Raw genomic sequence first — 23,864 nt, 5'->3', positions numbered from 1 at the left:
CACTTTGGCCATAAAAAGCGATTATAATAATCCCATAAGAATCGAAAAGACGGGGAAAACAGATGATAAAAACCATTTTTGGTAAAATAATGCTGCTGTTTATGGCGATCATCATGATCGCCCTGCTTTTGTCCGGCCTTATGATGAGCCAGGTGGTCAGGAAAGCCTATCTTGACGACAGCAAGCAGCAGATGACCACCACGGCAGACGAGGTGGAAAACCTAATCAACCTGTATGCCAACGGCGCCCTGTCTTTTTACCAGCTCAATGAACAGATTGCCGCCAAAGCAAAAGCGAACAACAATGCCATATGGATAATCAACAGTGATCTTGCAGGATGGCTGATGGAAGATCCCAGCGGGCGCACAAGCGTCACGCAAAAGGAAATCCAGACCTATTATGAAGACATGATTGCCGAGCTCAACAAGGGCAATACCGTGCGTAAAATTACAGAAGCCAATAATGTGTTTAATACGCCCGTCCTCACCGTTGCCACACCCGTCATGAGCGGCGACCAGATTTCAGGATACGTATTCGTACACAAGCAAATCTACGAAATGGAACAATCCCTTATGGCAATGTACCGGCAGATTGTCCTCGCGGCGGGAATATCTGCGGCCCTCGGCATTGTGCTGACGTATATCTTCTCGCGGAGTATGCTGCGCCCCCTCTCCGTGGTAACGCTCGGGGCGCGCCAGCTTGCAAAAGGGGATTTTGATATTCACCTGAAGGTGAGCTCAAAAGATGAAATAGGGCAGCTTGCAGACACGTTCAACAGTGTGGCGCGGGACCTGAAAAAATATGAAGCGTCACGTGAGAGCTTGATCGCCAATGTATCGCATGAACTGCGGAGCCCGCTTACTTCCATTCAGGGGCTTGTGCAAGCGGCACTTGACGGCACTATTCCAAGGGACGAGATCGACCACTATCTCGAAGTCGTACTGGGTGAGTCCAAACGCCTTAACCTGCTGATTACAGATATGCTCGACCTTGCGAAAATCGAGTCGGGACAGTTCCCAATGCAGATGGAGCATATTGATATCGGCGAACTCATCCGCCGCGTGCTGCTCTCTTTTGAAAGTAAGATCAATGCAAAAAACCTGGAGGTGGAGGCAGATATTACGGATGACAAGGTATACGTTCTGGCCGACATGAACCGCCTTACCCAGGTATTGCATAATATCCTTGAAAACGCGATTAAGTTCGTGGATGAAGGCGGCAGGATTCGCGTGTCGGATGAAGTGCATGGGGATTCCGTCTGGGTAAGGATAAGCAATTCCGGCGACGTCATTCCCGAGCAGGATATCCCCTATATTTTCGATCGTTTTTACAAGATCGATAAATCCCACACGCGGGAAAAAGAAGGAACGGGAATTGGCCTTTCTATTGTAAAGAACATACTGAAAGCACACGGGCAGAGGGTCTGGGTTACGTCGAATGAGCAGGACGGCACAACTTTTACGTTCACGCTCAAAAAAGCGGATTGATTCATCAAAGGCCCGGGGAAAAGGCTTCCCGGGCCTTTCTGATGTAGCTTTAGCTTCAGGAAAAAACTCCAATGCAAAAATGATGACAGATTGCCAGCTGTACCACAGAAGCAAAAGAGGTAGTACAATGGACAAAAACACCTTAACACACAACATGGGAAAGCAAATATCATGTAGCATTGTTTATAGCAATCTAAACAAATCAGACCCGTGGATTTATCAAAAAGGAAAAATCATGTTTTGTATAACCTTTCCTTATGGCGAAGCGTGTGATTCAGAACAGTATAGCATTCGCTCCGAAGTACAGGAGACAGGTAATATAAGGGAGGATAAGAGCGTATATAGGAAAAATTTTACGGGAATTATGGGATAGAAATCATAGAAGTGGAATTATGCCCGGAACATGTGCATATGATTCTAAAAATCCTCCCCAAGTATAGCGTGTCGGATATTATGAGATATCTCAAAAGAAAAAGTTCGTTGATGATATTCGGCAGGCGCGCCAATCTAAAGTACAAATATGGGAAGCGTCGTTTCTGGTGGGGGGGGTATTCTGTAGATACGGTAGGCAAAAATGCAAAGAGGATAGAAAATACATAAGGCGTCAATTGCAGGAAGATACTACCGCAGGTCAAATAAGCCTGAAGAAGTACAGAGACCCGTTTACGGGTGAGCCGGGAGACAAAGGAAAAAATAAGACAGCCCCTTAAGAGATAGCCTGTAGAAACGGTGCAGTTGACAGACAATTCAATGTGCCATCAGGCGCGGCTGGTACCAGGGCCCTTATAGGAGTCGGCGCAAGCCGCCAGCTTAGCTGGTGGTCTTGGCTAAAAACCGTAAAAATTGTGGTATGATGGTATCCGGTGCGAAAAAGCGGGGATTTGATGTTTTTTAAAAATTTGTTCATATATTTTTCACATAATTCGCGTACCATAATGAATAAAGATTGAACAAATCATTCGGCATTATTTCTGATGGTAATTTCACAGGGAGGTTAGAGCGCTTATGAGCGAAAACGAGTTTAACCAATTTAGCGGACAGAGTGGCCAGCCCGAATCAGCCGGGGGGCAGGGAAGCCAGGCAAATGTGCCTCCGGTTCAGCCCGATATGCAGCAGGGGCAGCCGCAGCAAACGCCGGTGTACGGTTATTATGCGCAGCAGCCGAATATGCAGCAAACTACGGGAGGGCAGCAGGAGCCGTCCTTTGGGGAAGCCCCTAGGGAACAAAAAAAGAAACGGAAATTTCCCAAGGTATTGGTATCGGCGGTTGCCGGTATTGTAGCGGGCGGCCTTTTAACGGCTTTTGTTATTATGCCGGCAGTGACGGGGGCAAACCTGCCTGTGCAGCAGCTCCCTACAAAAGAAGAGCAGACGCAGGAACAAGGAACGGGCGAAGCGCCCTCTCTCGGCGGCGAAGCGCAGGGAATCCGGAATACGCAAAATCCGGCGGTTGAGATTGCCGAAAACATTTCAGGCAGCGTAGTGGGGATTACGGCTTATAATAAACAGCTTGTTTCGGGGCAGGAGCCGGTTGAGCAGGCGCTTGACGCGGGAACGGGCTTTGTAATTTCCGAAGCGGAAGGATATATCCTTACCAACAACCACGTTATCGCGGACGGCAACCTGATTAAGGTAACGACACCGGACGGGCAGGAGCATATCGCCGAAAAGGTCGGCGGGGATTCCAGCTCGGATATTGCAGTAATCAAGGTGGAAAACCTCGGAATCAAAGCAGTGCCGATTGGAGACAGTGACTCCGTAAAGGCGGGGGAACTTGCGGTCGCCATTGGTAATGTTCGCGGGGAGACCTTTAATAATTCCGTTACGGTTGGGCATGTAAGCATTGCGCAGAAGGAAATTGCGCTGGACGGAAATAAAATGCAGATGATCCAGACGGATGCAGCAATCAACGCCGGAAATTCGGGCGGTCCGCTTGTTGGGGAGGATGGCAAGGTAATCGGCGTTAATACGGCTAAAAAGTATTATTCCGGAATGGACGCGAACGGGAACCTTCTCACTTCCGAAGGGGTAGGATATGCGATACCGATCAATAAGGCAATCGATACGGCGCAGCAGTTGATTGAAAACGGCAGTATTCCGCGCGCGGGAATTGGTATCACCTACAGCCTGATTTCGGATGTGGACGCAAGGCTGTGGGATACGCCCCGCGGCGCACTTGTGGTAGACGTTACAGCAGGCGGCCCGGCAGACCAGGCAGGATTGCAGCAAAATGATGTCATTACGGAGATAGACGGCGTAGACCTTACGGCCGGGGCGGATATGCCCGTGTTGTCTCAAAAGGAAGTCGGCGAAAAAGTGACAGCAAAGGTCTGGCGGGAAGGCCAGGAGTATTCGGTGGAATTTACACTCGCGGATATGAATAATATTGGCTGAAAAATAATTTTCTTTGTGCCGTATGAAGCAGAGCCGCAGCAGGTTTTGCTTGGTATGAAGGATTGTGTGGAGGAACACAAAAGGCCAGGGGCGCGGTTTTCCGCGCCCCTGTCTGCTTGAACCCTCGGAATAGGGCACATCTTTGCCGCATTGACATTCGGGCAGGGGCGGCTTGCGCATAGGGCGGTTGGCGTTTTGCGGTCATTCGTAAAGTGGCCGCAAATTCGAACAGTGTCCAGCCGCAAAGCAGCGGGACATTCGGGCAAGTTAAGGCGCGGGAAACCGCGCCTCTTATCTTTGACGGGATATTTTTCCGCGGGAGGGGTAAAGAAAAAAGAATTTGAATTGCAAGTATGTTATAATATTTGTAACAGGCTCCGGCGCGGCCTGAAATTTTTATTGGGTACAATGGTCTTTATGATACGGGAAATTTATTTGGATAATGCGGCAACCACCAGGCCGCTCGAAGAACTGAAGGAAATTTATACAGCCTATGCTGCGGATGCATGGCAAAATCCTTCCGCGCTGTATGCGTGTGCAACGCGTGTACAAAAGCAGATTGATGATGCCAAGGGAACGCTTTTGCGTGTGTTTGGCGGGCAGGGCCATAAGTGTTTTTTTACAAGCTGCGGTTCGGAAAGTGCAAATACGGTTATTTTGCGCGGCGCAAAACAGAAAAAAAATATGCATTATGTATGCGGTGGCGCAGAGCATCCGTGCGTGGAGGAAAGCTTTAAATTTCTGCAAAACGCAGGATACGGCGTTACGTTTGTCCCAACGAACAAGAACGGCGTGGTGTCGCCGGAGGCAGTTGCAAATGCCGTTACCGAAGATACCGCGCTCGTCAGCATTATGCATGTGAATAACGAGACTGGAGCAAAAAATGATATTGAGCGGATTGCGGCGCTTGTGAAAGCAAAAAATCCGCACGCTATGTTCCATTCAGACGGTGTGCAGGCTTTTTGCAAGGAGCGCCTGCAAAATACGTCGAACATCGACTATTATACGGTCAGTGCACACAAGCTGCATGCGCATAAGGGCACGGGCGCCGTTTTTTATAAGGACCATACGCCCCTGAAACCCTATATCCTTGGCGGCGGACAGGAGAACGGCCTGCGGTCGGGGACGCAAAATACACTGGGGATCTTATCTTTTGCGGCAGCGGCGGAATATTTCGAAACAATGGTTGATCCCGGGCATGTGCATATCCTGAAGGAGATTTTTCTGAACGAATGTTCAAATATACCGGACGTAGAGGTACTCTCGCCGGAAAATGAAGCGGATGCCTGCGCGCATATCGTAAATATTTCCGTGTTGGGCGTAAATGGGGAAACGCTTCTTCATACGCTGGAAGCGGCGGGCGTCTATATTTCCACAGGCTCGGCCTGTTCCTCAAAAAAAGGAAAAAGCCGTATTGCCGCAGCGCTCGGGCTTTCGCAGGAGGAAGCGGCAGGAGCGGTGCGCATCAGTTTTTCGCCGTTTAATACGGAAGAAGAGGTGCGCTTTGCCGCGCGGGAGATTGAAAAAAATGCCGCTGTATTGCGGAAATTTATGAGGAAATAAGTGATTTATATTAGTTTGGAGACGAGAATATGATATTATTGGTTCGCTATGGGGAAATTCATTTAAAAGGCCAGAACAGACCGCATTTTGAATCGCTGCAATTGAAGGCGATTAAACGTGCATTGAAGATTTTTCCAAATGCGGTTACGCAAAAGGGGTATGGCCGCTTTTATGTGACAGGCATTGCGGAGGAAGAAATGCCGCGCGCGATTGAAGCGGTCACGAAAGTATTTGGTCTGCACTCTGTTTCCCCCGCTGTAGAGATGGAAAAGGATATCGATTCCATAAGCGCGGCAATGATCCGCCTCGTGCGGGACTATATGGGCAAACAAGGGCTTAAGGAGGCGACTTTCAAGGTTCAGGCCAAACGCGCGGATAAGCGTTTTCCGCTGTCTTCCATGCAGCTTGCGGCTGAGCTTGGCGAACGAATCCTTGAGGCCGTTCCCGGCCTTTCCGTGGATGTGCATGCCCCGGATTTCAATGTATATGTCGAAGTGCGCGAGCAGTGCTATGGTTATGTAGACATCATTCCTTGCGCGGGCGGTATGCCGCAGCATTCGAATGGCCGCGCTATGCTCCTTCTGTCCGGCGGAATCGACAGCCCGGTCGCGGGTTATATGATCGCCAAGCGCGGCGTAGAAATCAATGCCGTACATTACCATAGTTTTCCATATACCAGCGAAGCGGCCAAGCAAAAGGTAATTGACCTTGCGAAAATCGTTTCGGAGTATGCCGGGAAAATCCACTTGAACGTCGTAAGCTTTACGGATATCCAGATGCAGATTTACGAGAAGTGCCCGCATGAGATGCTTGTTATCATCATGCGCCGCTTCATGATGCGGATTGCGCAAAAACTCGCTGAAAAATGCGGGGCGCAGGCGATCGTCACAGGAGAAAGCATCGGACAGGTTGCGAGCCAGACAATGGAAAGCATTTATGTCACCAACAGCGTGACCTCAATGCCCGTATTCCGTCCGCTGATCGGTATGGATAAAATCGATATCATAGGCATTGCGGAAAAGATCGGGACCTATGAAACATCTATTCTGCCGTATGAGGATTGTTGTACGGTATTTGTACCCAAACACCCGCTCACGCGTCCACGGCTTGAACGAATTGTGGAAGCGGAGAGTGTGCTTGACATTGATGCGCTTGTGGACGCAGCGGTGGAAGGTGCGGAGCGTATCAGCATTGGTTAAGTTTTGAAAATGCCATCATCCCCGGCAGGCGCCGGGGAAGAAAGGATTCAAGGGATGCCGGAATTGCCGGAAGTCGAAACAATAAGACGGGTTTTGGAGCCGCAGGTTTCCGGACGGACCATTGAACAGGTGATCCTGAACCGTCCTGAAATCATCAGTTATCCGTCTGCGGAGATGTTCCAAAGCGGCGTTGCCGGCGTACGCATTCGGGGCATGGACCGGCGTGGCAAATTCCTCGCTATGTGCCTTGAAGGGAAACGTATCGTCCTTCATTTGCGCATGACTGGAAGGCTGCTTCTTGTCCCGCGCCATACTGCGGAGGAGAAGCATACCCATATTGTGTTCCGTTTGGATGATGGAAACGAACTTCGCTTTATCGATCCCCGCCGTTTCGGGCGTTTTTGGTTGGTCAAAGAGGATGAGGAAGATGTAAAAAGCGGCGTGCATAAATTGGGGCCCGAGCCTTTTGATCCTACGCTCGATGCAGCCTATTTGCAGTCATTGTGCGGCCGGCGGAAAAGAGCCGTCAAAGAATGCCTGCTCGACCAGAGCGTAATTGCCGGAATTGGCAATATTTATGCGGATGAAATCCTGTTCGCATCAAGAATTCGCCCGGACAGGGCTGCGGACTCCCTTACCAAAAATGAGTGGAAACGGCTTGCGGAAACGATTCCCGAACGTTTGGGTTATTTCATCGAAAAAAATACCGTTACTCCTGCGGAATATCTTGCGGGAAATGGTACGGAATACCGCAATACGCCTTTTTTACAGGTGTATGGACACGAAGGCGCTCCCTGTCCGCATTGCGGCACGCCTCTCCGGCGTATTGTGATCGCAGGCCGGGGAAGCGTGTTCTGTCCGCATTGCCAGAAGGGAAAAAAGCGCTGACGGCACGTCCGCTGTAGAGCGGCAGAGCCTTGCCTTCGGGGGAAGACGGAATCAAAAGCAATCTTGAAATGGCAGATGCAATTTTTGCACCTGCCATTTTGTGCGTTCAGGGGAGGGATGCCTGCCCTCAGGCCGTGCCGGCCTGCAACGAATATGATTCTGCCACAATATGCTGTTTTTTATCTGTAAAACACTTTTTGATTTTGCAGGGCAAGAGATTGCCGGATTGTTCCATCATCAAACGCCCACCGGTTCGCGCATATGCCAACCCATTGGAAGAATATTTTGCTTGAGCCCGTCGAGGCCGGCAGGAATCCGGCAGCCCATTTCAGAAAGCGCGTGATTTTTATAAGCCGCTCTATTTGCAACGGCTATAATAGCATATTTGGATACGAAAAGCTTTTCAGGGGAAAAGGAGTTGTAAAATTTTCTGTTTTTTTTAACTATATCGCATTTTTTTGAGAAGAAAAAAATAGTGCAAAAATTTATCGGTTGATGCAATATAAAAGACCTGCCTGGAGAATATTATGTAGATAAATCCAAATGGGGAGAAAGGGGAATTTAGTATGAAACCTATTGAAAGAGTCGCAATGGCCCTAAATCATCAGGAACCGGACAGAGTTCCTGTTTATCCGATCCTGAGCGGAGTCACCAGAAAACTCGTGGATGCAAGCTATGAGCAATGGTCTACCGATGCCGGCGTATGTGCAAACGCGCTTATCAAAGCGGCAGATGAGTTCGAGCTTGATTGTATTGTAACGCTGATTGACCTATCGGTAGAGTGCGACGCATGGGAGCAGAAGCTCATTTTTCACGAAAATGACGCTGCACACCCCGATTACAGCCAATCGGTTATCGGCAGCATTGAAGAATATGTCAAAATCAAAAAGGTAGACTACAGGACTTCCGAGCGCATGATGATGCATATCGACGTGTGCAAAAAGCTGGTGGAAGCACGGGGGAGTGAACTTCCAATCGTGGCCTTCGTGTTCGGCCCGCTTGGCATCCTGTCCATGCTGCGCAACCAACAAAATATGTATATGGATCTTTATGACGACCCGGACGCGGTAAAAAACGCTGCGCGTGAAATCAATGAGACCCTCAAAGACTATGTAAATGCAATTATCGATACGGGCGTAAATGCGGTTATGTTCGATACGCTGTTCGCTTCAGGAACGATCATGTCAAAAGACATGTGGATGGAAATGGAGGGCCCGCTCGTCAAGGAACTTGCGGATCTTGTGCATGAACGGGGCCGCCTTGTCATGATCCACAACTGCGGTCAGCGTATTTATTTCGATGCGCAAATCGAAATGATGCATCCACAGGCGATTTCGTTCCTGTGGCCGCCGGACGACTGTGCGGATTTTGCGGAATGCAAGGAAAAATATGGGAAAGAGGTTACACTCATTGGCTGTGTGCCGCCGCCCATGGTGGTAACGGCAACAGATGAGCAGTGGGAAGAGACATGCAAAGAACAGATCGATGTTTTTGCGAAGGGCGGAGGATTTATGCTCGCCACGGGCTGTGAATACCCGTCGAACGCATCCTTTGACCGAGCCAAAAGCATGGTGGAAATCGCTAAGACCTACGGTAAATATTAAGCCATAAAATGTCCTTCCATGTTACAGTCCCGGGAAAGAAAGACCACACATTGCCGCGTGGTCTTTCTTATTTACTGTTCTGCCGCCCCGGAATCCGCCGGAGCAGAAATACCCGCGGTCAGCTTCTGGTCCGTTGATAAGGTAAGCGTACATGAAACGGTATCTGTCCCGTCGAGGAGCAATACGTATTCGTTGCCCGGCGTCAGCCCCTGAACCTCAATGGAAAGATCATGCTTGCGCACGTCTTCGAACGTCTCCCTGTAAAGTTCGTTTCCTTCTGCGGAGAGCACCTTCAGGTCTGCGCTGCCAATTACGGAAATTGTTCCATAGAAGCTTGCGGTTTCACTGTCGCTTACAAATTTTTGTTCATGTAGTTCCGGCGTCCCCGAAATAGAAATCCGTATATCGCTTCCGGATGGGCCGCATCCCATCGAAATTACAACAGATAGTAAAACTGCAATGAAAAGCATTAGTTGTTTTTTCATAAGAACCTCCGTGCTTTTCCGCTATTATAAAACCCGGTTCTTACAAATAAATAAGGCTTTTTCTGAAATCTTTCTTAATATGCGGAAGTTCAATATATGCGGAAGTTCAATCGAAAAGGGAGCGCGTTTCCGCGCTCCCTGCCTGTTTTGCCGTTCCAAGGCTGCCGGTCTTGATTCACTTCATCATCTCGAGCTTTAAATCCTGTGGGCGAATCCAGCCTGCACGCCGCAAAAGTGCTGCAAAAACCAATGTAATGACGGCCGGAAGCACAAAATGAACCAAAATGATTTCGAAAATCAGCATAGGAGCGGGTGTTGTGGGGCTCATGGCCGCCCAGGCGCCAAACTGTCCAACCAGACCGGAAGTACCCATGCCCGCGCCGGTCGGCGTATTCGTCATCTGGAATACCATGGTTGAAATCGGCCCGACAATGGCCGACGCGATGATCGGCGGGAGCCAGATTTGAGGCCGGCGCAAAATATTCGGTACTTGCAGCATAGAGGTGCCGAGCCCTTGTGCCAGAAGACCGCCCCAGCCGTTTTCTTTAAAGCTCATTACCGCAAAGCCGATCATGTTGGCGCAGCATCCAGCCACCGCGGCGCCCGCTGCAAGTCCGCTCAGCCCCATCATGATGCACAGCGCGGCGCTGCTGATGGGAAGGGTAAGCGCCATGCCCACCAGTACAGATACGATAATCCCCATGGGAAGCGGCGCAAGTACCGTTGCGGAATTGATGACCTCGCCAAGCCAAGTCATAAAGGTATTGAGCGGCTGCCCGACCAGCAAGCCAATAAATCCGCCCGCGAGGATTGTCACGATAGGAGAAATAATGATGTCGACAGGTGTCTTGCCCGCGACAAGCCTTCCGATTTCCGCTCCTACGAGCGCGGCAACATACGCCCCCACCGGGCCGCCCATTGCATAGCCGAATGCACCGGTTGCGGCTGAAGAAAAAATAACCAGCGGTTTGTTTTTCAGGCCATAAGCAATTGCCACGCCGATCGCAGCGCCCACCACGGGCGACTGAGCGCTCAGCACTTCGGTAAACTGGCTGAGTACGGAAAGACCGGGAATGGTAGCGAGCTGCGAAATAATCAGGCCGATGATGAGGCTCGAAAACAGGCCAAGAGCCATTGCGCCCATTCCGTCGATGAACCAGCGTTTTGCATATTTTTTAATGGTTGCCGTTGCGTTTGAATTGCTTTGCATAAAAAATACCTCCCAAAAAGTTTAATATTTGTTGCAAACAGCAAATATCGGTACTTCTCGAGTGGTACGTATACCGGAAACAGTGTTTCACAACCCGGAAATCATGTGTCTTGAACTGCACATGATACCAATCAGCGGGTTTAATTATACAAAAAAACGAATTCTATTGCAAGCCGGATCTGCGAAAAAAAGCTCATGCTTTCTTCTTTTGTTCTTCGGGCAAGGGAAGGCGTACCGTAAAACGTGTGCCCTTGCCAACCTTGCTTTCTACGGAAATTTCACCGCCGCAGCTTTGGAGGATCTGCTTCACAATCGCAAGACCAAGACCGTTTCCCTGTCTGGAATGGGATGGATCGCCCTGATAAAATTTTTCGAAGATACGGGGCAGCGCATCCGCGGAAATACCCGCGCCGTTATCACCGATTTCTACCTTTACGAAGCCGGGCTCCTTTGCGAGGCGCACCCACAGGATCCCACCGTCATGCGAAAATTTGATTGCATTGGAAAGCAGGTTAATCCATACCTGCTGAAGCATCTCCTCATTTCCCGCGTATGTGATATCCTGCATATCAATGTCAAGCTCAAGATTTTTCTTGCTCCAGTCGCTTTCAAGCAGTAAGATGGTTTTGCGTATTTGCTCGTCGAGGGAAAATTCCGTCTCCGGTTCGGGAATTGCCTGGTTTTCCAGACGGGACAAACGCAGTAAATTGGAAGACAGCTTAGCAAGCCGGTCGCTTTCGCTGATAATCACATCTGTATATTCATTGAATTCTTCGGGCGTCAGATCCTTTGTTTTCAAAAGACGGGCAAAGCCCTGGATGGAAGCAATTGGGGTCTTAAATTCATGCGATACGCTGCTTACAAAATCTTTGCGCAGGTATTCCATATTTTTGAGTTCCCGTGTCATCAAATTGAAGTGATGCGCGAGCTGCCCCACCTCGTCGCACGATTCATAATCGACTGTCACGTCAAAATTTCCTTTGGCAACCTCCTTGGTCGCCCGGGTAAGCCGTTTCACCGGCTTAGTCACCTGCATAACCGCCACCAGCATCAGCATTGCACCGATAGTCGCACAAAAAAGCAGGGCTGTAATTGCACTGCTGCGGAAGTTGACCAGTTCGTTGTTATCCGAGTGCGGGGTCATAATCACATAAGAATCGCGTACGCGAAGAAGCGCGTAAGGAAAAACATTTCCTTCCTGCGATGCAAAATAAACCGTATTTTCCTCAAGCGTAGAAAGCGTTTCAGGAGTTACGCCTTTGGGAAGCGTCGTTTCGCCCGCGTCGTAGACACTGATGGAATAGAATGAATTGGATACCGTTTCAATGATTTCCTCCATGTTGAGGTCGGTATCCGCCAACCTGACAATATTATTAGCGGTCGTCATGATCTGGCTTTTCATTTCGCTCAAAATAGATTTTTGCACAAAGCCGGATGCAAGCAGCATTGCGGCAATACATGCAATCAGCAAAATGCCGATAAAGACGAACATAAATTTTAACTGGATCGAGCGAAAATGCCTCATACGTACCGTTCCGCCTTATAACCGAGGCCCCGGATCGTGATGATTTTAAACTCGGAGAGATCCTCAAACTTTTCACGCAGGCGTTTGATATGCACATCCACCGTTCGTTCGTCCGCCTCGGCGTCCATTCCCCAGATTTCATCCATTAATTGCTGGCGTGTAAAAATTTTTTTAGGATAGGAAAGCAGCTTGAAGAGCAGATAAAATTCCTTTTTAGGCAATTCGAAAAGTTTTCCGTGTGCACGCACGGTAAGGCTGTCGTAATCGAGCAGCACATCGTCCCCGAGCTGCAGCTTATGTTCATTTGCAATGTTCGCGCGCCGCAGCAGCGCCGCCACCCGCAGCAGCATTTCATCCATATCGATGGGCTTAACCATATAGTCGTCCGTTCCCACAAGAAAGCCTTTTTTCTTGTCCTCGAAAGCTTCTTTCGCTGTCACCATCAGCACGGGAATGGTGAACCCGGCTGTACGCAGCTCTTCTACAAGCTCATAGCCGTCCATATTCGGCATCATAATATCGCTGATGATAAGATCGATATGCGTGGAATCCAAAATGGAAAGCGCGGCCTCGCCATCCTCAGCATGGTAAACCTCGTAGCCTTCCTGTTCAAGATAGGCCGCCATCAGCCGTCTTAAATTTTTGTCATCCTCTGCAACGAGTATATGAAACATAAAAACACTCCGAATCATAAAATTTCTGTTTTACAGTCCATGGGCAATCCGGCAAATAGATGCGGTAAAAACAGTGTGGGCTGGTTAGCTTTCCGCTCCCTGGGAGCTCCGGGCCGGCCTTGTCCATCCTTGTAATAGTATAGCACTATTGTGAATTGAAGATGAAGCGTTTCCGGAATAAATATAAAAATACGGCATTACAGGAGACCTTTGACCCTCACGGTAATAGATTAAAATTCCGCGAATTCCGTTTAGATTTTCTCGGGCGCGTTAAATATAGCATAGTTGTTCATGAACAGTTCATAAGTATGAGCGCAGTCCAAAATCTATAATTAATTTAGGAGTGATAAAAATGTTACATATTAACAAACCCTTGAAGGATAATAAGATCGTATCCCCCAATCTCGCAGTATTTGAGGCAGATGAAGCAATGCCGAAAAATGCGCTGAATGAAAAATCGGTTCCGGCTGAAGTGGCATACCGCCTCATCAAAGACGAGCTGATCGACGAAGGAAATGCAAGACAGAACCTCGCAACATTCTGCCAGACGTATATGGAGCCTGAAGCAACGAAGCTGATGGCTGAAACGCTTGCCGTAAACGCAATCGACAAATCCGAATACCCGCAGATGACGGAAGTGGAAAACCGCTGTGTAAATATCATTGCGGATATCTGGAACGCGCCCGAAGGACAGGCGATGGGAACTTCGACGGTAGGTTCCTCCGAAGCCTGCATGCTCGGCGGTATGGCGATGAAATTCCGTTGGCGCGACCTCGCTGAAAAAGCGGGTATCGACATCAATGCAAAAAAACCGAATCTGGTCATTTCTTCCGGCTATCAGGTCTGCTGGGAAAAATTCTGTGTATACTGGGACATCGAAATGCGTCTCGTCCCCCTCGATGAACAGCATATGAGCATGAATATGGATACGGTTATGGACTATGTCGATGACTATACCATCGGTATCGTAGGCATCCTCGGCATTACTTATACCGGAAAATTCGACGATATCAAAAAGCTTGACCAGCTCGTAGAAGAACACAATAAAACGGCAAAGGTACCGATCGGTATCCACGTAGACGGCGCTTCAGGCGGTCTTTTCGTGCCGTTTGTACATCCGGACCTCGAATGGGACTTCCGTCTTAAAAATGTACATTCCATCAATGCATCCGGCCATAAATATGGCCTCGTATATCCCGGTATCGGCTGGGTTCTGTGGAAGAGCAAGGAATATTTGCCGGAACGCCTCATTTTCTACGTTAATTACCTTGGCGGCGAACAGCCGACTATGGCAATCAACTTCTCGCGTTCGGGAAGCCAGATTATCGGCCAGTATTATATCTTCATGCGTTACGGCCTTGAGGGTCTTAGGCTGGTACAAGGCCACACAAGGGATGTCGGCCTGCACCTCACGCAAGCAATTAAGGATTTTGGTATCTTTGAGATATACAATGACGGCAGCAACATCCCGGTTATCTGCTATAAGCTGAAAGATCCGGGCAAACATAAATGGACGCTGTATGAACTGGCAGACAGGCTCGCAATGAAGGGGTGGCAGGTCCCGGCATATACATTGCCTGAAAATATGACGGATACGCTGATCCAGCGTTACGTGGTCCGCGCCGACCTTTCCTATAACATGGCGGATTCACTGATCCAGGATATGAAGATGGCAATCGAATATCTGGAGAAGAATACGAAGGAAGACGCGCCCGGCAAGCAGAAGACAGGCGCACAGGGCTTTACCCACTAAGAAAGGGTCCCTGCGCGGCGCAGATTGGGCTTTCCTGTAAAATTCGCAGGCCGTGATGAAGCATACTGTTCTATCGTGGCCGGCGGATCCTTGAAAAAGCCAGACCGCATCTGCGTGCCTCTTCCCGAAATAGAATTTGCGAAGCGTTTTTTGCTTCGCGGCAAGGGAACTTTTGTTCCCGGTATAAAACGAGTTTTGAGGACTTTGCTCCGCGGCAGGAACGCCGCGGAAGCGGGTTCCATGTTAAGAGAAAGAATACGGAAAAGGATTTCTTTTCCAAAGGAGGTAACGATATGAAAAGTGCTGCACCCGCCGCATCTGGCAAAAAGCATTTGACATTATTCGGATTCTTCGCCATCACGGCCTCCATGGTCATGACCGTCTACGAATATCCGACATTTGCATCCTCAGGTTTTTCCCTGGTATTCTTCCTGATCCTGGCAGGCGTTCTGTGGTTCCTGCCCGTGGCAATGTCATCCGCTGAGATGGCAACGGTCAAGGGCTGGGATACCGGCGGCGTTTACACATGGTCGGGAAATATGCTTGGTGAAAAGTGGGGCTTTGCAAATATTTTCTTCCAGTGGTTCCAAATCACAGTTGGGTTCGTCACAATGATTTATTTCATCCTCGGCGCGCTCTCCTATGTACTCCACTGGGATGCACTCAACAGCAATCCGGCAATCAAGTTCATCGGCGTTCTGGTTATTTTCTGGGCGCTGACGTTCTCGCAGTTCAAGGGCACGAAGTTTACGGCAAAGATTTCAAAGATCGGCTTTGTTTTTGGTATCATGATTCCCGCAATCGTACTGTTTGCCCTTGCAATCGGTTTCTTTACGACAGGCGGAAAGAGCCTTGTGCCGCTTGACGCAAAGGCGCTGATTCCGGACTTCACAAAACTCAACACGCTGGTTGTGTTTGTATCCTTTATTCTGGCCTACGCCGGTATTGAAGCATCTGCAACGCATGCCAACGAAATGAAAAACGTCAAGAAAGATTATCCGCTGGCGATTATCATACTGGTAATTTTGGCGATTATCCTCAATACGATTGGCGGCACGTCCATCGCGGCAGTCGTACCGGAAAGCCAGCTTGGCCTCTCCACAGGCGTCATTCAGGGCTTTGAAGGCCTTGTGCACCACTTTGGAACCGGTATGGACTGGATCGTCAGCGTCATTGCAATCCTGATTGCAGTCGGCGTTATTGCGGAAGTATCCGCATGGGTGGTCGGCCCTTCGTGGGGGATGCTCGAAGCCGGCAAAAACGGGCTTCTGCCGAAAAAACTCTCTGAAACGAACAAACACGGCGTCCCCACAAAGTTCCTGCTCCTGCAGGGCGTAATCGTAACGATCTGGGCGGCAGTCCTGACGTTCGGCGGCGGAGGAAGCAATGTTTCGTTCTTCACGGCAATCTCTCTTACAGTCATCATCTACATCGTTGGCTACATCATTTTCTTCCTGGCTTATATCAAGCTGGCAAGAAAACACAGCGACCTGCCGAGGGCATTCGAGATTTCGAAGAAAAAACCGGTTAAGCTGCTGATGGCCATCGTAGGCCTGATCATGTCGGTCTTCGCACTGGTGATTTCCTTCGTTCCCCCGGCCCAGCTTACGGGCGCGAATGCATCCACGGAGTATCTGACGATCCTCATCATAAGCTTTATCATAGTGATATTCATACCGTTTATCATATATCATTTCATGAGAAAGAAAAATCCGCTTCCCCCGGGCATGAAAATGCCTCCGGTGCAGGACGGTGAGGCGGCCGGAACACAGGCGTCACAGGCCGCAGCGGGAACGGCGCAGGCTGCGTCGGTAAATGCAAGCGCGGCCCCAAAAGGAGCAAACGCGGCAGCGGATGCGGACCGGGCGGCCAAGGGACCGCAAAATCCCCAGAATAAGTAAGATGTTTTCAGGCGGCTGATGACTCCCCCTGCCTGAAAAAAGAGGTCATGGGAACTCCCTATGGCCTCTTTCTGCATCAAAGACATAAAAATAGCCGGGAAATGAATTTCCCGGCTATTTTTGATTTTTCGCTTAGAGAGCGCACACGTTGCAAGCTCTTACTTTGTTGCTTCTCGCGTCGATTTCCGTATCAAACGTAACCTGCTGCCCATCGTTCAAAGCCTTGTAGCCTTCGGTCTGGATTGCGGAGAAATGTACAAATACATCCTCACCTGTGCTGTCATTTGTAATGAAGCCATATCCTTTTTCTGCGTTAAACCATTTTACTGTACCATTATTCATTGTGGTACCTCCAAAAATAAAATTATATCCAATGCAAAAAGAAAAACCTCATATTTCTGTAAACCATGACGAACGACGATTTACACAAATACGAGGTCAATCAAATACATTAATACTTATTTACTATACCATAATAGCGGAGAAATGTCAAATAAAACCGCGAAATATTTATTTTATGGGAATGGATTACTTACAGGCAATCAGTGTTACAATAAAAGTAACAAACAGATAGGAGAAAATTATGAATTATTTAAAGTCAGGGGAAGCAATGTGAATATGCACCAAAAAGTTACGCCGCTGAAAAAAGAAAAAAACCTGAGGTCAATGCTCTTCCATGCGCATAGTTCCTACGGGAACCGCGACATGCTTCGCATCCGCACGGAGGACAGGCAGGTAAAAGGAATCAAACACGAGACGTTCATGCGCGATATGAATGCGTTTGGAAACGCATTGCTGGGGCTGGGGTTAGCCGGCAAAAAAATAGCTGTGATCGGGCCGACAAGTTATGAATGGCTGGTCTCTTATTTCTCGGTGGTATGCGGTGTCGGGGCAATCGTCCCGATCGATAAAGAATTGCAGGATGATGAAATTGCGGGCATCCTCCGCGAGAGCGAAGCGGAATGCGTTATTTTTGCGGATGAATATCCCGATACGATGAAAAACATCCGGTCCTCCGTACAAGGGGTAAGGCACTACATCAATATGAACGGCCGGCCCGATGCGTTTTCCGAAAGCTTCTATGGGCTTACAGGCCAAAAAGCGCAGTACGGCTACGAAGAACGGGAGATCGGCGAAACGGAAATGTGCGCGCTCTTATTTACTTCGGGGACAACCGGAAAAAGCAAAGGAGTCATGCTCACTCATAAAAGCATTTTGGCAGCGGCGGAAGGCGGCCTTGCTTACCTTGAAATTGGGAAAGTTTGCCTTTCCGTTCTGCCAGTGCACCATTCCTTTGAATGCACGCACGGAATTGTAATGATGATTGAAAACGGAACGACCATCTGCATCAATAACAGCCTGCGGTACTTTGCCGATAATTTAAAGCTGTTCCGGCCGGATGCGGTGTTTTTAGTGCCGCTTTTCATCGAACGCCTGGAATATATGATCCGTAAAGAGGAGCGGCAAAAAGAAGGCGGGGAGGAAGCCTTTATGGCGTTGCTCCAAAAAAGCCGGAAAGAACTTAGCCGCGGGGAAGACAATCGTCCGGAATATTTTGCAGGAGTCCGCGAACTTTTCGGCGGAAACCTGAGCCTTCTTTTGTGCGGCGGGGCGCCCCTTTCGAAACGCCTGATGAAATTATTCCGCGAACTTGGCATTCTTTTGGTCACGGGATATGGAATTACAGAATGCTCCCCGCTTGTTTCCGTTAACGGAAACCGTGCTTTTAAAGACGGTTCTGTCGGCAGGCCGATTCCGTGCTGTGAAGTGAAAATTGCAGAGAAAGATGAAAATGGGGAAGGAGAAATCCTTGTACGGGGCGAGAACGTAATGCTCGGATATTATAAAGACGAAGCTGCAACCAGTAAAGCCCTGCAGGACGGATGGTTTCGCACCGGCGACCTTGGGCATATCGACAGCGAGGGATATTTGTTCATTACAGGACGCAAAAAGAACCTGATCGTCTTAAGCAACGGAAAAAATATTTATCCGGAAGAAATCGAAGATTTTATCCGGCAGCGAATCCCTTCCATTCTGGAAATTGTAGTCTATGCGCCGCTTGAAGAAGGCATGAACGAAAGGGTTCTTGCCGCAGAGGTTTACCTTGGAGGCGGGCCGGAGCGTGCGCTTGCAGAAAAGACACTCGCGCAGGAACTTGCAGAGGTCAACCGTGCACTTCCGGTATTCAAACGTATACAGAAGATTCATGTGCGCGATACCGAGTTTGAAAAGACGACCAAAAAATCAATTAAGAGGTTTTTGGTATAACAGGCCAAAATATCAAAAGAAAGTGCCCGCTGGAATACCCGGCGGGCGCTTTTGGCTATTTCTCAAAATCAGGAGAGGCGGAGCGCCATTTGCCCTTCAAGGGGCGTGAAGCCAAGTTTTTTGTAGAGGGAAAGCCCGTCTTCCGTGGCCTCGAGGACTATTTTTTCCACGCCGCGTTTCTTTGCTTCCGAAAGCGGCAAGCGCAATAACTTCTCCGCGTGTCCCTGCCTGCGGAAATCCTTCTTTGTATATACGTTCAGCGGCTCCGCGCTTCTTCCGCGCGGGCAGCTTGGCAGGGGGACTGTCTCAAAAATACAGGCCATGCACGACGCGGCGATTTTCCCTTCGTCAATTGCAAGGAATACGATTAGGTCCTCCCGTTCTATGTGCTTTGCAAGATATTCCGCCGTCCTTCTGCGAAAAATAGAACTATCGCCCATTTCCCGGATTGTGGAAACAAATTCCATACGGTTTTCCAAAAAAGCCGCAGGGTCGCCGCTTTTCATTTGCCTATATTTCATAAAACCTCCTATTTTTTGCCCTCATAATCCGGGCAATTTCCCTGAAAAAGAGGCGGCAGCTATAGCGGCGGGGAGTTTCGTCCGTATGCGGTCTCAGCCGCGTCCTGCCCTGCTGTTTTTCTGTATTTTTCTCCATTTCTGGAATTTACTGTTTTCCAGCGCAAGGTATCCGGTTTTCAGGAAAGGCAGGAAATTCCACAGCCAATTGAAAAAGCCAAAACTGGCGAACGGATAGATTTTCTTTTTTCCCCTGCGGACGCCGCGGATCACTGCCCGCGCGACCTCGCCGGGCGTTTGCGTAGGGAAGGGCAGGGGTGCGGAGTCGGCGGCGCGTTTGAAGAAATTCGTTTTAGTTGCCACCGGATAGACCACGGAAAGCGTGATATCGCGCGGCTGCTCGAAGCGGTACGCTTCAAAAAAACCGTCGAGCGCGTATTTTGTTGCGGAATAATAAGCAAAGCCCGGGATCGCCGCCTTGGCAAGCGCGGAATCCGTCACCACATAATAAAAAGGCATGCCCTTTTGCAGGATAGCGAGCTTTTGCAGGGTATAGATGGGCGCATAGGTGTTCACCGCAAAAATATCCTGCGCACGGGTCCAGTCGGCCGCATTGGCTTCTCCATAATAGGCAAAGCCCGCATTGGCAAAAAATACGTCGATCCGCCCGAGAAGCCGTATGGCTTCGGCGAGCAGCGCGTCGATATGCCCGGGACCGGACATATCGTAGGAAAGCGCCGTCACATCCGAAAGCCCAAGCTTTACGATCGGATCCGTATGCCGCGCTACGCCGATGATCTGCGTACCGGGCACGGCTGCAAGCTCCTTCAAAAGCTCGAGCCCGATTCCGGAGGATGCTCCTGTGATTACGATTTTTTTATCTTTGAATTCCATAAAAAGACCCCTTCTATACACCGGCAGATCCGCCTTACGGCCTCCGCAGATCACCGGGGGTGAAGGAAGGGGCGTTGTGGGCTAAAGATACCGCTCGATGTCCACATGGTTTTCGCGCAGGCGGATCAATAGCTCTTCACGATAGATCACATTTGCGCTGAACCTGTACTTTTTGAGCGCCGTCTCTATAAAGAAAAGCTTTTTCGTCACGACGGCGCGCTTGATGTCTTTATAATAAACCTGTTTCTTTACACCAAACACACTGTATGTAACGATATATTCTTCAAATACCTTGATGCGCCATACGAGCGCCAGCAGCAGCACATAAACACCGCACGCCGCGAGTACTGCCAGAAGGACGATGCTGATCCAGTCGAGTTTATGCCAGACCAGCAGAAACAAAAGGACGCAGGAGAGGAAACAGAAAAATACGACTGCAAGCCAAAGAAAAACGCGGGGATAACGCACGGTGAAATCCTGGTACGCATCGATCGCCGGCACACGCTCGTTTTTTCCCGCATAGAGGACAAAATGAACCGCCACCGCAACCAGTACGGCGGCAAGGAGGACTTGCAGCATAGCCATCATGAAACTACTTCACCTGTTTCTTTTCTCCGGCCTGTCAGCTTGGGAATGATAAGCGCGAGCACAAAGGTCACGATCACGAGGATCCAACCGCCGATAAACAGGTATTGCTGCTCGTATCCGGCATATGGAGTTCTGATGTTGGAATACAGGAAACTCGCGGCGAGCACGAGGAACGCCACCGGGCAAACGTATTTCAGCAGTATGTTCCACCACCTGCCGATTTTGATCGTGGTGGAGGAATTGATGAATTCGCGCAGTTTATTGATGCCAAACAGCCATGCTATGGCGATCGTTTCAAAGATACCCATGAAAAGCAAGTTACCATCATTCACAAAGTGATCGACGATATCGAGCCAGTAAAGCCCCGCGTTGGTCGCAAACAGCAGCGAGAGTGCGGCACACGCGGCGCATGTGATGTACAGCGCCTTGCGCGGGGGAAATTTGAATTTATCGGAAAACGCGGTCGAAACTGCCTGTACGATGGAAAACAGGGAGTCGATCGCAAGCGCAAACAGCATGATGAAGAACAACAGGGAAAAGATCACCCCCACGACCTGCCCGCCCGGGAATACGGAAAGTGCCTGCGGATAGGTAACGAATGCGAGCATCACGCCCTGATAGTTCATTTCGCCGATCGGCACACCGCTCTGGAACGAAAGATAGCCGAGTGTGGAAAATACCACAAATCCCGCGAGCAGGCTGATCCCCATGTCCGAAAGGCCGATCACGATGCTGTCTTTGGGAATATCACTCCCTTTTTCAAGAAAGCTGCCATAGGTAATCATGAGGGCGAACAGGATGCTCATACTGTAGGCGACCTGCCCGAACGCCGCCCGCCAAACGTCAAAGTTGCCGAGCGCCGACCAGTCCGGCGTGATATAATAGCGGATGCCGTCCGCCGCGCCGGGCATGCTTACTGCCTGGATGCACATAACGATAAGGATGATAACAGGAATGATAACGATCCATTTGACAAGCTTTGCCATCTTTTCCACGCCCCTGCGCATGGAGAAAATGACCACCAGCCATGTAATCAGCAGGCCGATCAGCACAGGCAGGGAAAAACCGCCGAGCTGACCGGGGCTTTCGGACAGATGGAGCACGGTGTTGTTGAAATATCCGGCGGGATCGCCGCCCCATGCCATTGTGAAAGAGGCGAAAATATAGTTCACGACCCATGCCACCAGCGTTGAATAATACGCGGCGACAATGAAAGCAATAATAACTCCAGCCCAGCCAATCCATTCGAATTTTTTGTTCATGGCCGCGAACGCGGAAGGCGCGCCCAAGCGGTATTTCTTGCCGATGGCAAGTTCCATCATTAAAACGGGAATACCGATTGCAAAAATTGCAATGATATACGGCAGCAAAAATGCGCCGCCGCCATTCTGGTACACCTGCCCGGCAAAACGCCATGCGTTTCCAAGACCTACCGCGGATCCGATCGCCGCGAAAATAAAGTTAGAGCGAGACCCCCATGTTTCCCGTTTCATAAATCTTTCTCCTAATAATGTAGTAAATTTAAATGAATAGCACCATTATATCATAGATGGAGGCTTTTTTCTTTGGAAAAAGAAAAAAGAAGAAAGTTGTCCTCTCACCACAAAGACAGTCAGATGATTGTATGGCTCAAAATAAGTATCCATTGTGAGCGGTTCAAGCGGTGTTTTGGATATTGTGTATTCAAGCGGCACTTCCCATTTCTGTTTCCATCCGAAATCATGGTATGCAGTAAATGCGGCATTGCGGAGAACGGCTTTACAAAAAGCAGCAAAGGTGTATGCGATGTGCTCCTTGTATTCTTCCGAACAAATCATCTAACTCACCTACTTTCTTCCCGGTAGGAGGGGGCTATTACAACAAACGCCCATGCAGCCGCAAAACCGCGTAGGCGTTTGATAATATGAGCTATTTAAGTGTGCATGGTAATATGTGTATTCATGCTCATGTGCAAGGGGATTGGCTTTTTTGATGATTGGAAAACATTATTAATACAGAAAAAGGACATGGCGATACCTCCTTGATACCGCCATATCCTTAAAAAAGGGCAACTTTAGCACACCCTCCGTAAATCCATTTTTTCAAAAGGAAAAAGGCGGCTTCATTGCTGCTTCAGGACATTTTTCCCACAAATAAAGTGCCTGCTTTGTTGCCTTTCACGATTTCATATAATGCTTCCGGCATCTTCCCGTTTGTAATTACGGTATCTATTCCCTGTGCAGTCGCTAACGCGGCGGCTCGAAGCTTTGTTTTCATACCGCCCGTTCCCCGCCTTGAACCTGCGCCGCCTGCAAGGGCATATACTGTTTCGTCGATTGCCTCTATCCGGCTTATGAGCTGTGCATTTGGATATAACCGGGGGTCTGCGTCATACAGGCCGTTTATATCAGATAAGATGACTAACTGCTTCGCTCTGCCTAAAATCGCGACGACGGCCGAAAGCATATCATTATCCCCGAATAGCCTGTCCTCTGATTCTATTTCCGTATAGCTGACAGAGTCATTTTCGTTCACCACGGGAATAATGCCCATTTCCAACAGGGCATTGAATGTATTTATCAGATTTTCTTTCTTTTCTTCCTGCTCCATATCCTCTGCATTCAGCAGGATCTGAGCGATTGTCTTGTCATAATCGTTAAAAAATTTGTCATACAGAAACATCATGCTGCATTGCCCTACCGCTGCCGCCGCCTGTTTCATACGCATACTGGAAGGACGTTCTTTCATGTTCAGTTTGTTTGTTCCAACCGCAATCGCGCCGGACGATACCAAAATCACTTCATATCCCATATTTTGAATATCGGATAGGACACACGCAAGACGGTCAAAAGAGCGCAGGTCGCTTTTACCCATTTCATTTGTGAGGGTGGAAGTCCCTACTTTTACAACAATCCGATTTTGATAAAGCCCCAT

General features: G+C 49.2%; 19 protein-coding genes and 1 pseudogene. 10 read left to right on the top strand and 10 right to left on the bottom strand.

Annotated elements, in window-relative coordinates:
- Positions 1-62: 62 nt before the first annotated feature.
- From H8S18_RS13175 to H8S18_RS13145, 7 genes and pseudogenes are all read left to right on the top strand, one after another.
- A complete protein-coding gene (locus tag H8S18_RS13175) occupies positions 63-1,487 on the top strand; it encodes a sensor histidine kinase (protein WP_186858731.1) in 1,425 nt (474 codons plus the stop codon).
- A gap of 257 nt (positions 1,488-1,744) precedes the next feature.
- Positions 1,745-2,197, top strand: a pseudogene (gene tnpA / locus H8S18_RS13170) (IS200/IS605 family transposase).
- 295 nt (positions 2,198-2,492) lie between these two features.
- Positions 2,493-3,881, top strand: a complete 1,389-nt coding sequence (locus H8S18_RS13165) for a S1C family serine protease (RefSeq protein WP_186858730.1) — start codon at positions 2,493-2,495, stop codon at positions 3,879-3,881.
- Positions 3,882-4,298: 417 nt separating this feature from the next.
- Positions 4,299-5,444 carry a cysteine desulfurase family protein gene (locus tag H8S18_RS13160; RefSeq protein WP_186858729.1) on the top strand — a complete coding sequence of 382 codons (1,146 nt, stop codon included), beginning with the start codon at positions 4,299-4,301 and terminating at the stop codon, positions 5,442-5,444.
- A 29-nt stretch (positions 5,445-5,473) separates the two neighbouring features.
- Complete coding sequence (thiI, locus tag H8S18_RS13155) at positions 5,474-6,643, top strand: tRNA uracil 4-sulfurtransferase ThiI (protein WP_186858728.1); 1,170 nt, start codon at positions 5,474-5,476, stop codon at positions 6,641-6,643.
- A 54-nt stretch (positions 6,644-6,697) separates the two neighbouring features.
- Positions 6,698-7,531, top strand: a complete 834-nt coding sequence (gene mutM, locus H8S18_RS13150) for a bifunctional DNA-formamidopyrimidine glycosylase/DNA-(apurinic or apyrimidinic site) lyase (protein ID WP_186858727.1) — start codon at positions 6,698-6,700, stop codon at positions 7,529-7,531.
- 566 nt (positions 7,532-8,097) lie between these two features.
- Entirely contained in the window at positions 8,098-9,135 is a 1,038-nt protein-coding gene (locus tag H8S18_RS13145; RefSeq protein ID WP_186858726.1) for a uroporphyrinogen decarboxylase family protein, read from the top strand.
- A gap of 71 nt (positions 9,136-9,206) precedes the next feature.
- Here the strand turns inward: H8S18_RS13145 and H8S18_RS13140 are convergent, their stop codons facing one another.
- The 4 genes from H8S18_RS13140 to H8S18_RS13125 form a co-directional block, all read right to left on the bottom strand.
- Positions 9,207-9,620 carry a hypothetical protein gene (locus tag H8S18_RS13140; RefSeq protein ID WP_186858725.1) on the bottom strand — a complete coding sequence of 138 codons (414 nt, stop codon included), beginning with the start codon at positions 9,618-9,620 and terminating at the stop codon, positions 9,207-9,209.
- Positions 9,621-9,795: 175 nt separating this feature from the next.
- Positions 9,796-10,830 carry a PTS transporter subunit IIC gene (locus tag H8S18_RS13135; RefSeq protein ID WP_186858724.1) on the bottom strand — a complete coding sequence of 345 codons (1,035 nt, stop codon included), beginning with the start codon at positions 10,828-10,830 and terminating at the stop codon, positions 9,796-9,798.
- A gap of 193 nt (positions 10,831-11,023) precedes the next feature.
- The gene (locus H8S18_RS13130) at positions 11,024-12,355 is read right to left on the bottom strand and encodes a HAMP domain-containing sensor histidine kinase (protein WP_186858723.1); all 1,332 of its coding nucleotides are present in this window, start codon (positions 12,353-12,355) and stop codon (positions 11,024-11,026) included.
- Positions 12,352-13,029: a response regulator transcription factor gene (locus H8S18_RS13125; protein ID WP_186858722.1), complete on the bottom strand. Its 678-nt coding sequence runs from the start codon at positions 13,027-13,029 to the stop codon at positions 12,352-12,354. Before H8S18_RS13125 ends, H8S18_RS13130 begins: the two co-directional genes overlap by 4 nt.
- 352 nt (positions 13,030-13,381) lie before the next feature.
- Between H8S18_RS13125 and H8S18_RS13120 the strand changes: the two genes are divergently transcribed.
- Together H8S18_RS13120 and H8S18_RS13115 are read left to right on the top strand one after the other, a co-directional pair.
- Positions 13,382-14,782 carry a glutamate decarboxylase gene (locus tag H8S18_RS13120; RefSeq protein ID WP_186858721.1) on the top strand — a complete coding sequence of 467 codons (1,401 nt, stop codon included), beginning with the start codon at positions 13,382-13,384 and terminating at the stop codon, positions 14,780-14,782.
- A gap of 293 nt (positions 14,783-15,075) precedes the next feature.
- Positions 15,076-16,683 carry an amino acid permease gene (locus H8S18_RS13115; RefSeq protein ID WP_186858720.1) on the top strand — a complete coding sequence of 536 codons (1,608 nt, stop codon included), beginning with the start codon at positions 15,076-15,078 and terminating at the stop codon, positions 16,681-16,683.
- Between the two features lie 132 nt (positions 16,684-16,815).
- Here H8S18_RS13115 and H8S18_RS13110 read toward each other — a convergent pair whose 3' ends face one another.
- On the bottom strand, positions 16,816-17,025 hold the full coding sequence (locus tag H8S18_RS13110) for a cold-shock protein (protein ID WP_066687698.1): 210 nt from the start codon (positions 17,023-17,025) through the stop codon (positions 16,816-16,818).
- Positions 17,026-17,301: 276 nt separating this feature from the next.
- Here H8S18_RS13110 and H8S18_RS13105 point away from each other — a divergent pair, with 276 nt between their 5' ends.
- The gene (locus tag H8S18_RS13105) at positions 17,302-18,951 is read left to right on the top strand and encodes an AMP-binding protein (RefSeq protein ID WP_186858719.1); all 1,650 of its coding nucleotides are present in this window, start codon (positions 17,302-17,304) and stop codon (positions 18,949-18,951) included.
- A 68-nt stretch (positions 18,952-19,019) separates the two neighbouring features.
- On the opposite strand, the gene H8S18_RS13100 is transcribed toward H8S18_RS13105, so the two are convergent.
- From H8S18_RS13100 to proB, 5 genes are all read right to left on the bottom strand, one after another.
- On the bottom strand, positions 19,020-19,472 hold the full coding sequence (locus H8S18_RS13100) for a GNAT family N-acetyltransferase (RefSeq protein WP_186858718.1): 453 nt from the start codon (positions 19,470-19,472) through the stop codon (positions 19,020-19,022).
- 93 nt (positions 19,473-19,565) lie between these two features.
- The gene (locus tag H8S18_RS13095) at positions 19,566-20,363 is read right to left on the bottom strand and encodes an SDR family NAD(P)-dependent oxidoreductase (protein WP_186858717.1); all 798 of its coding nucleotides are present in this window, start codon (positions 20,361-20,363) and stop codon (positions 19,566-19,568) included.
- A gap of 81 nt (positions 20,364-20,444) precedes the next feature.
- Entirely contained in the window at positions 20,445-20,951 is a 507-nt protein-coding gene (locus tag H8S18_RS13090) for a DUF6560 family protein (protein WP_186858716.1), read from the bottom strand.
- A complete protein-coding gene (locus H8S18_RS13085; protein WP_186858715.1) occupies positions 20,948-22,444 on the bottom strand; it encodes a sodium-dependent transporter in 1,497 nt (498 codons plus the stop codon). The genes H8S18_RS13090 and H8S18_RS13085 overlap by 4 nt, the downstream gene beginning before the upstream one ends.
- Positions 22,445-23,063: 619 nt before the next feature.
- Entirely contained in the window at positions 23,064-23,864 is an 801-nt protein-coding gene (gene proB / locus H8S18_RS13080) for a glutamate 5-kinase (protein ID WP_186858714.1), read from the bottom strand.

The sequence above is a fragment of the Christensenella tenuis genome, assembly GCF_014287795.1.
Taxonomy (GTDB): Bacteria; Bacillota; Clostridia; order Christensenellales; family Christensenellaceae; genus Christensenella; species Christensenella tenuis.
This window is presented reverse-complemented; position numbering and strand designations above follow the sequence as displayed.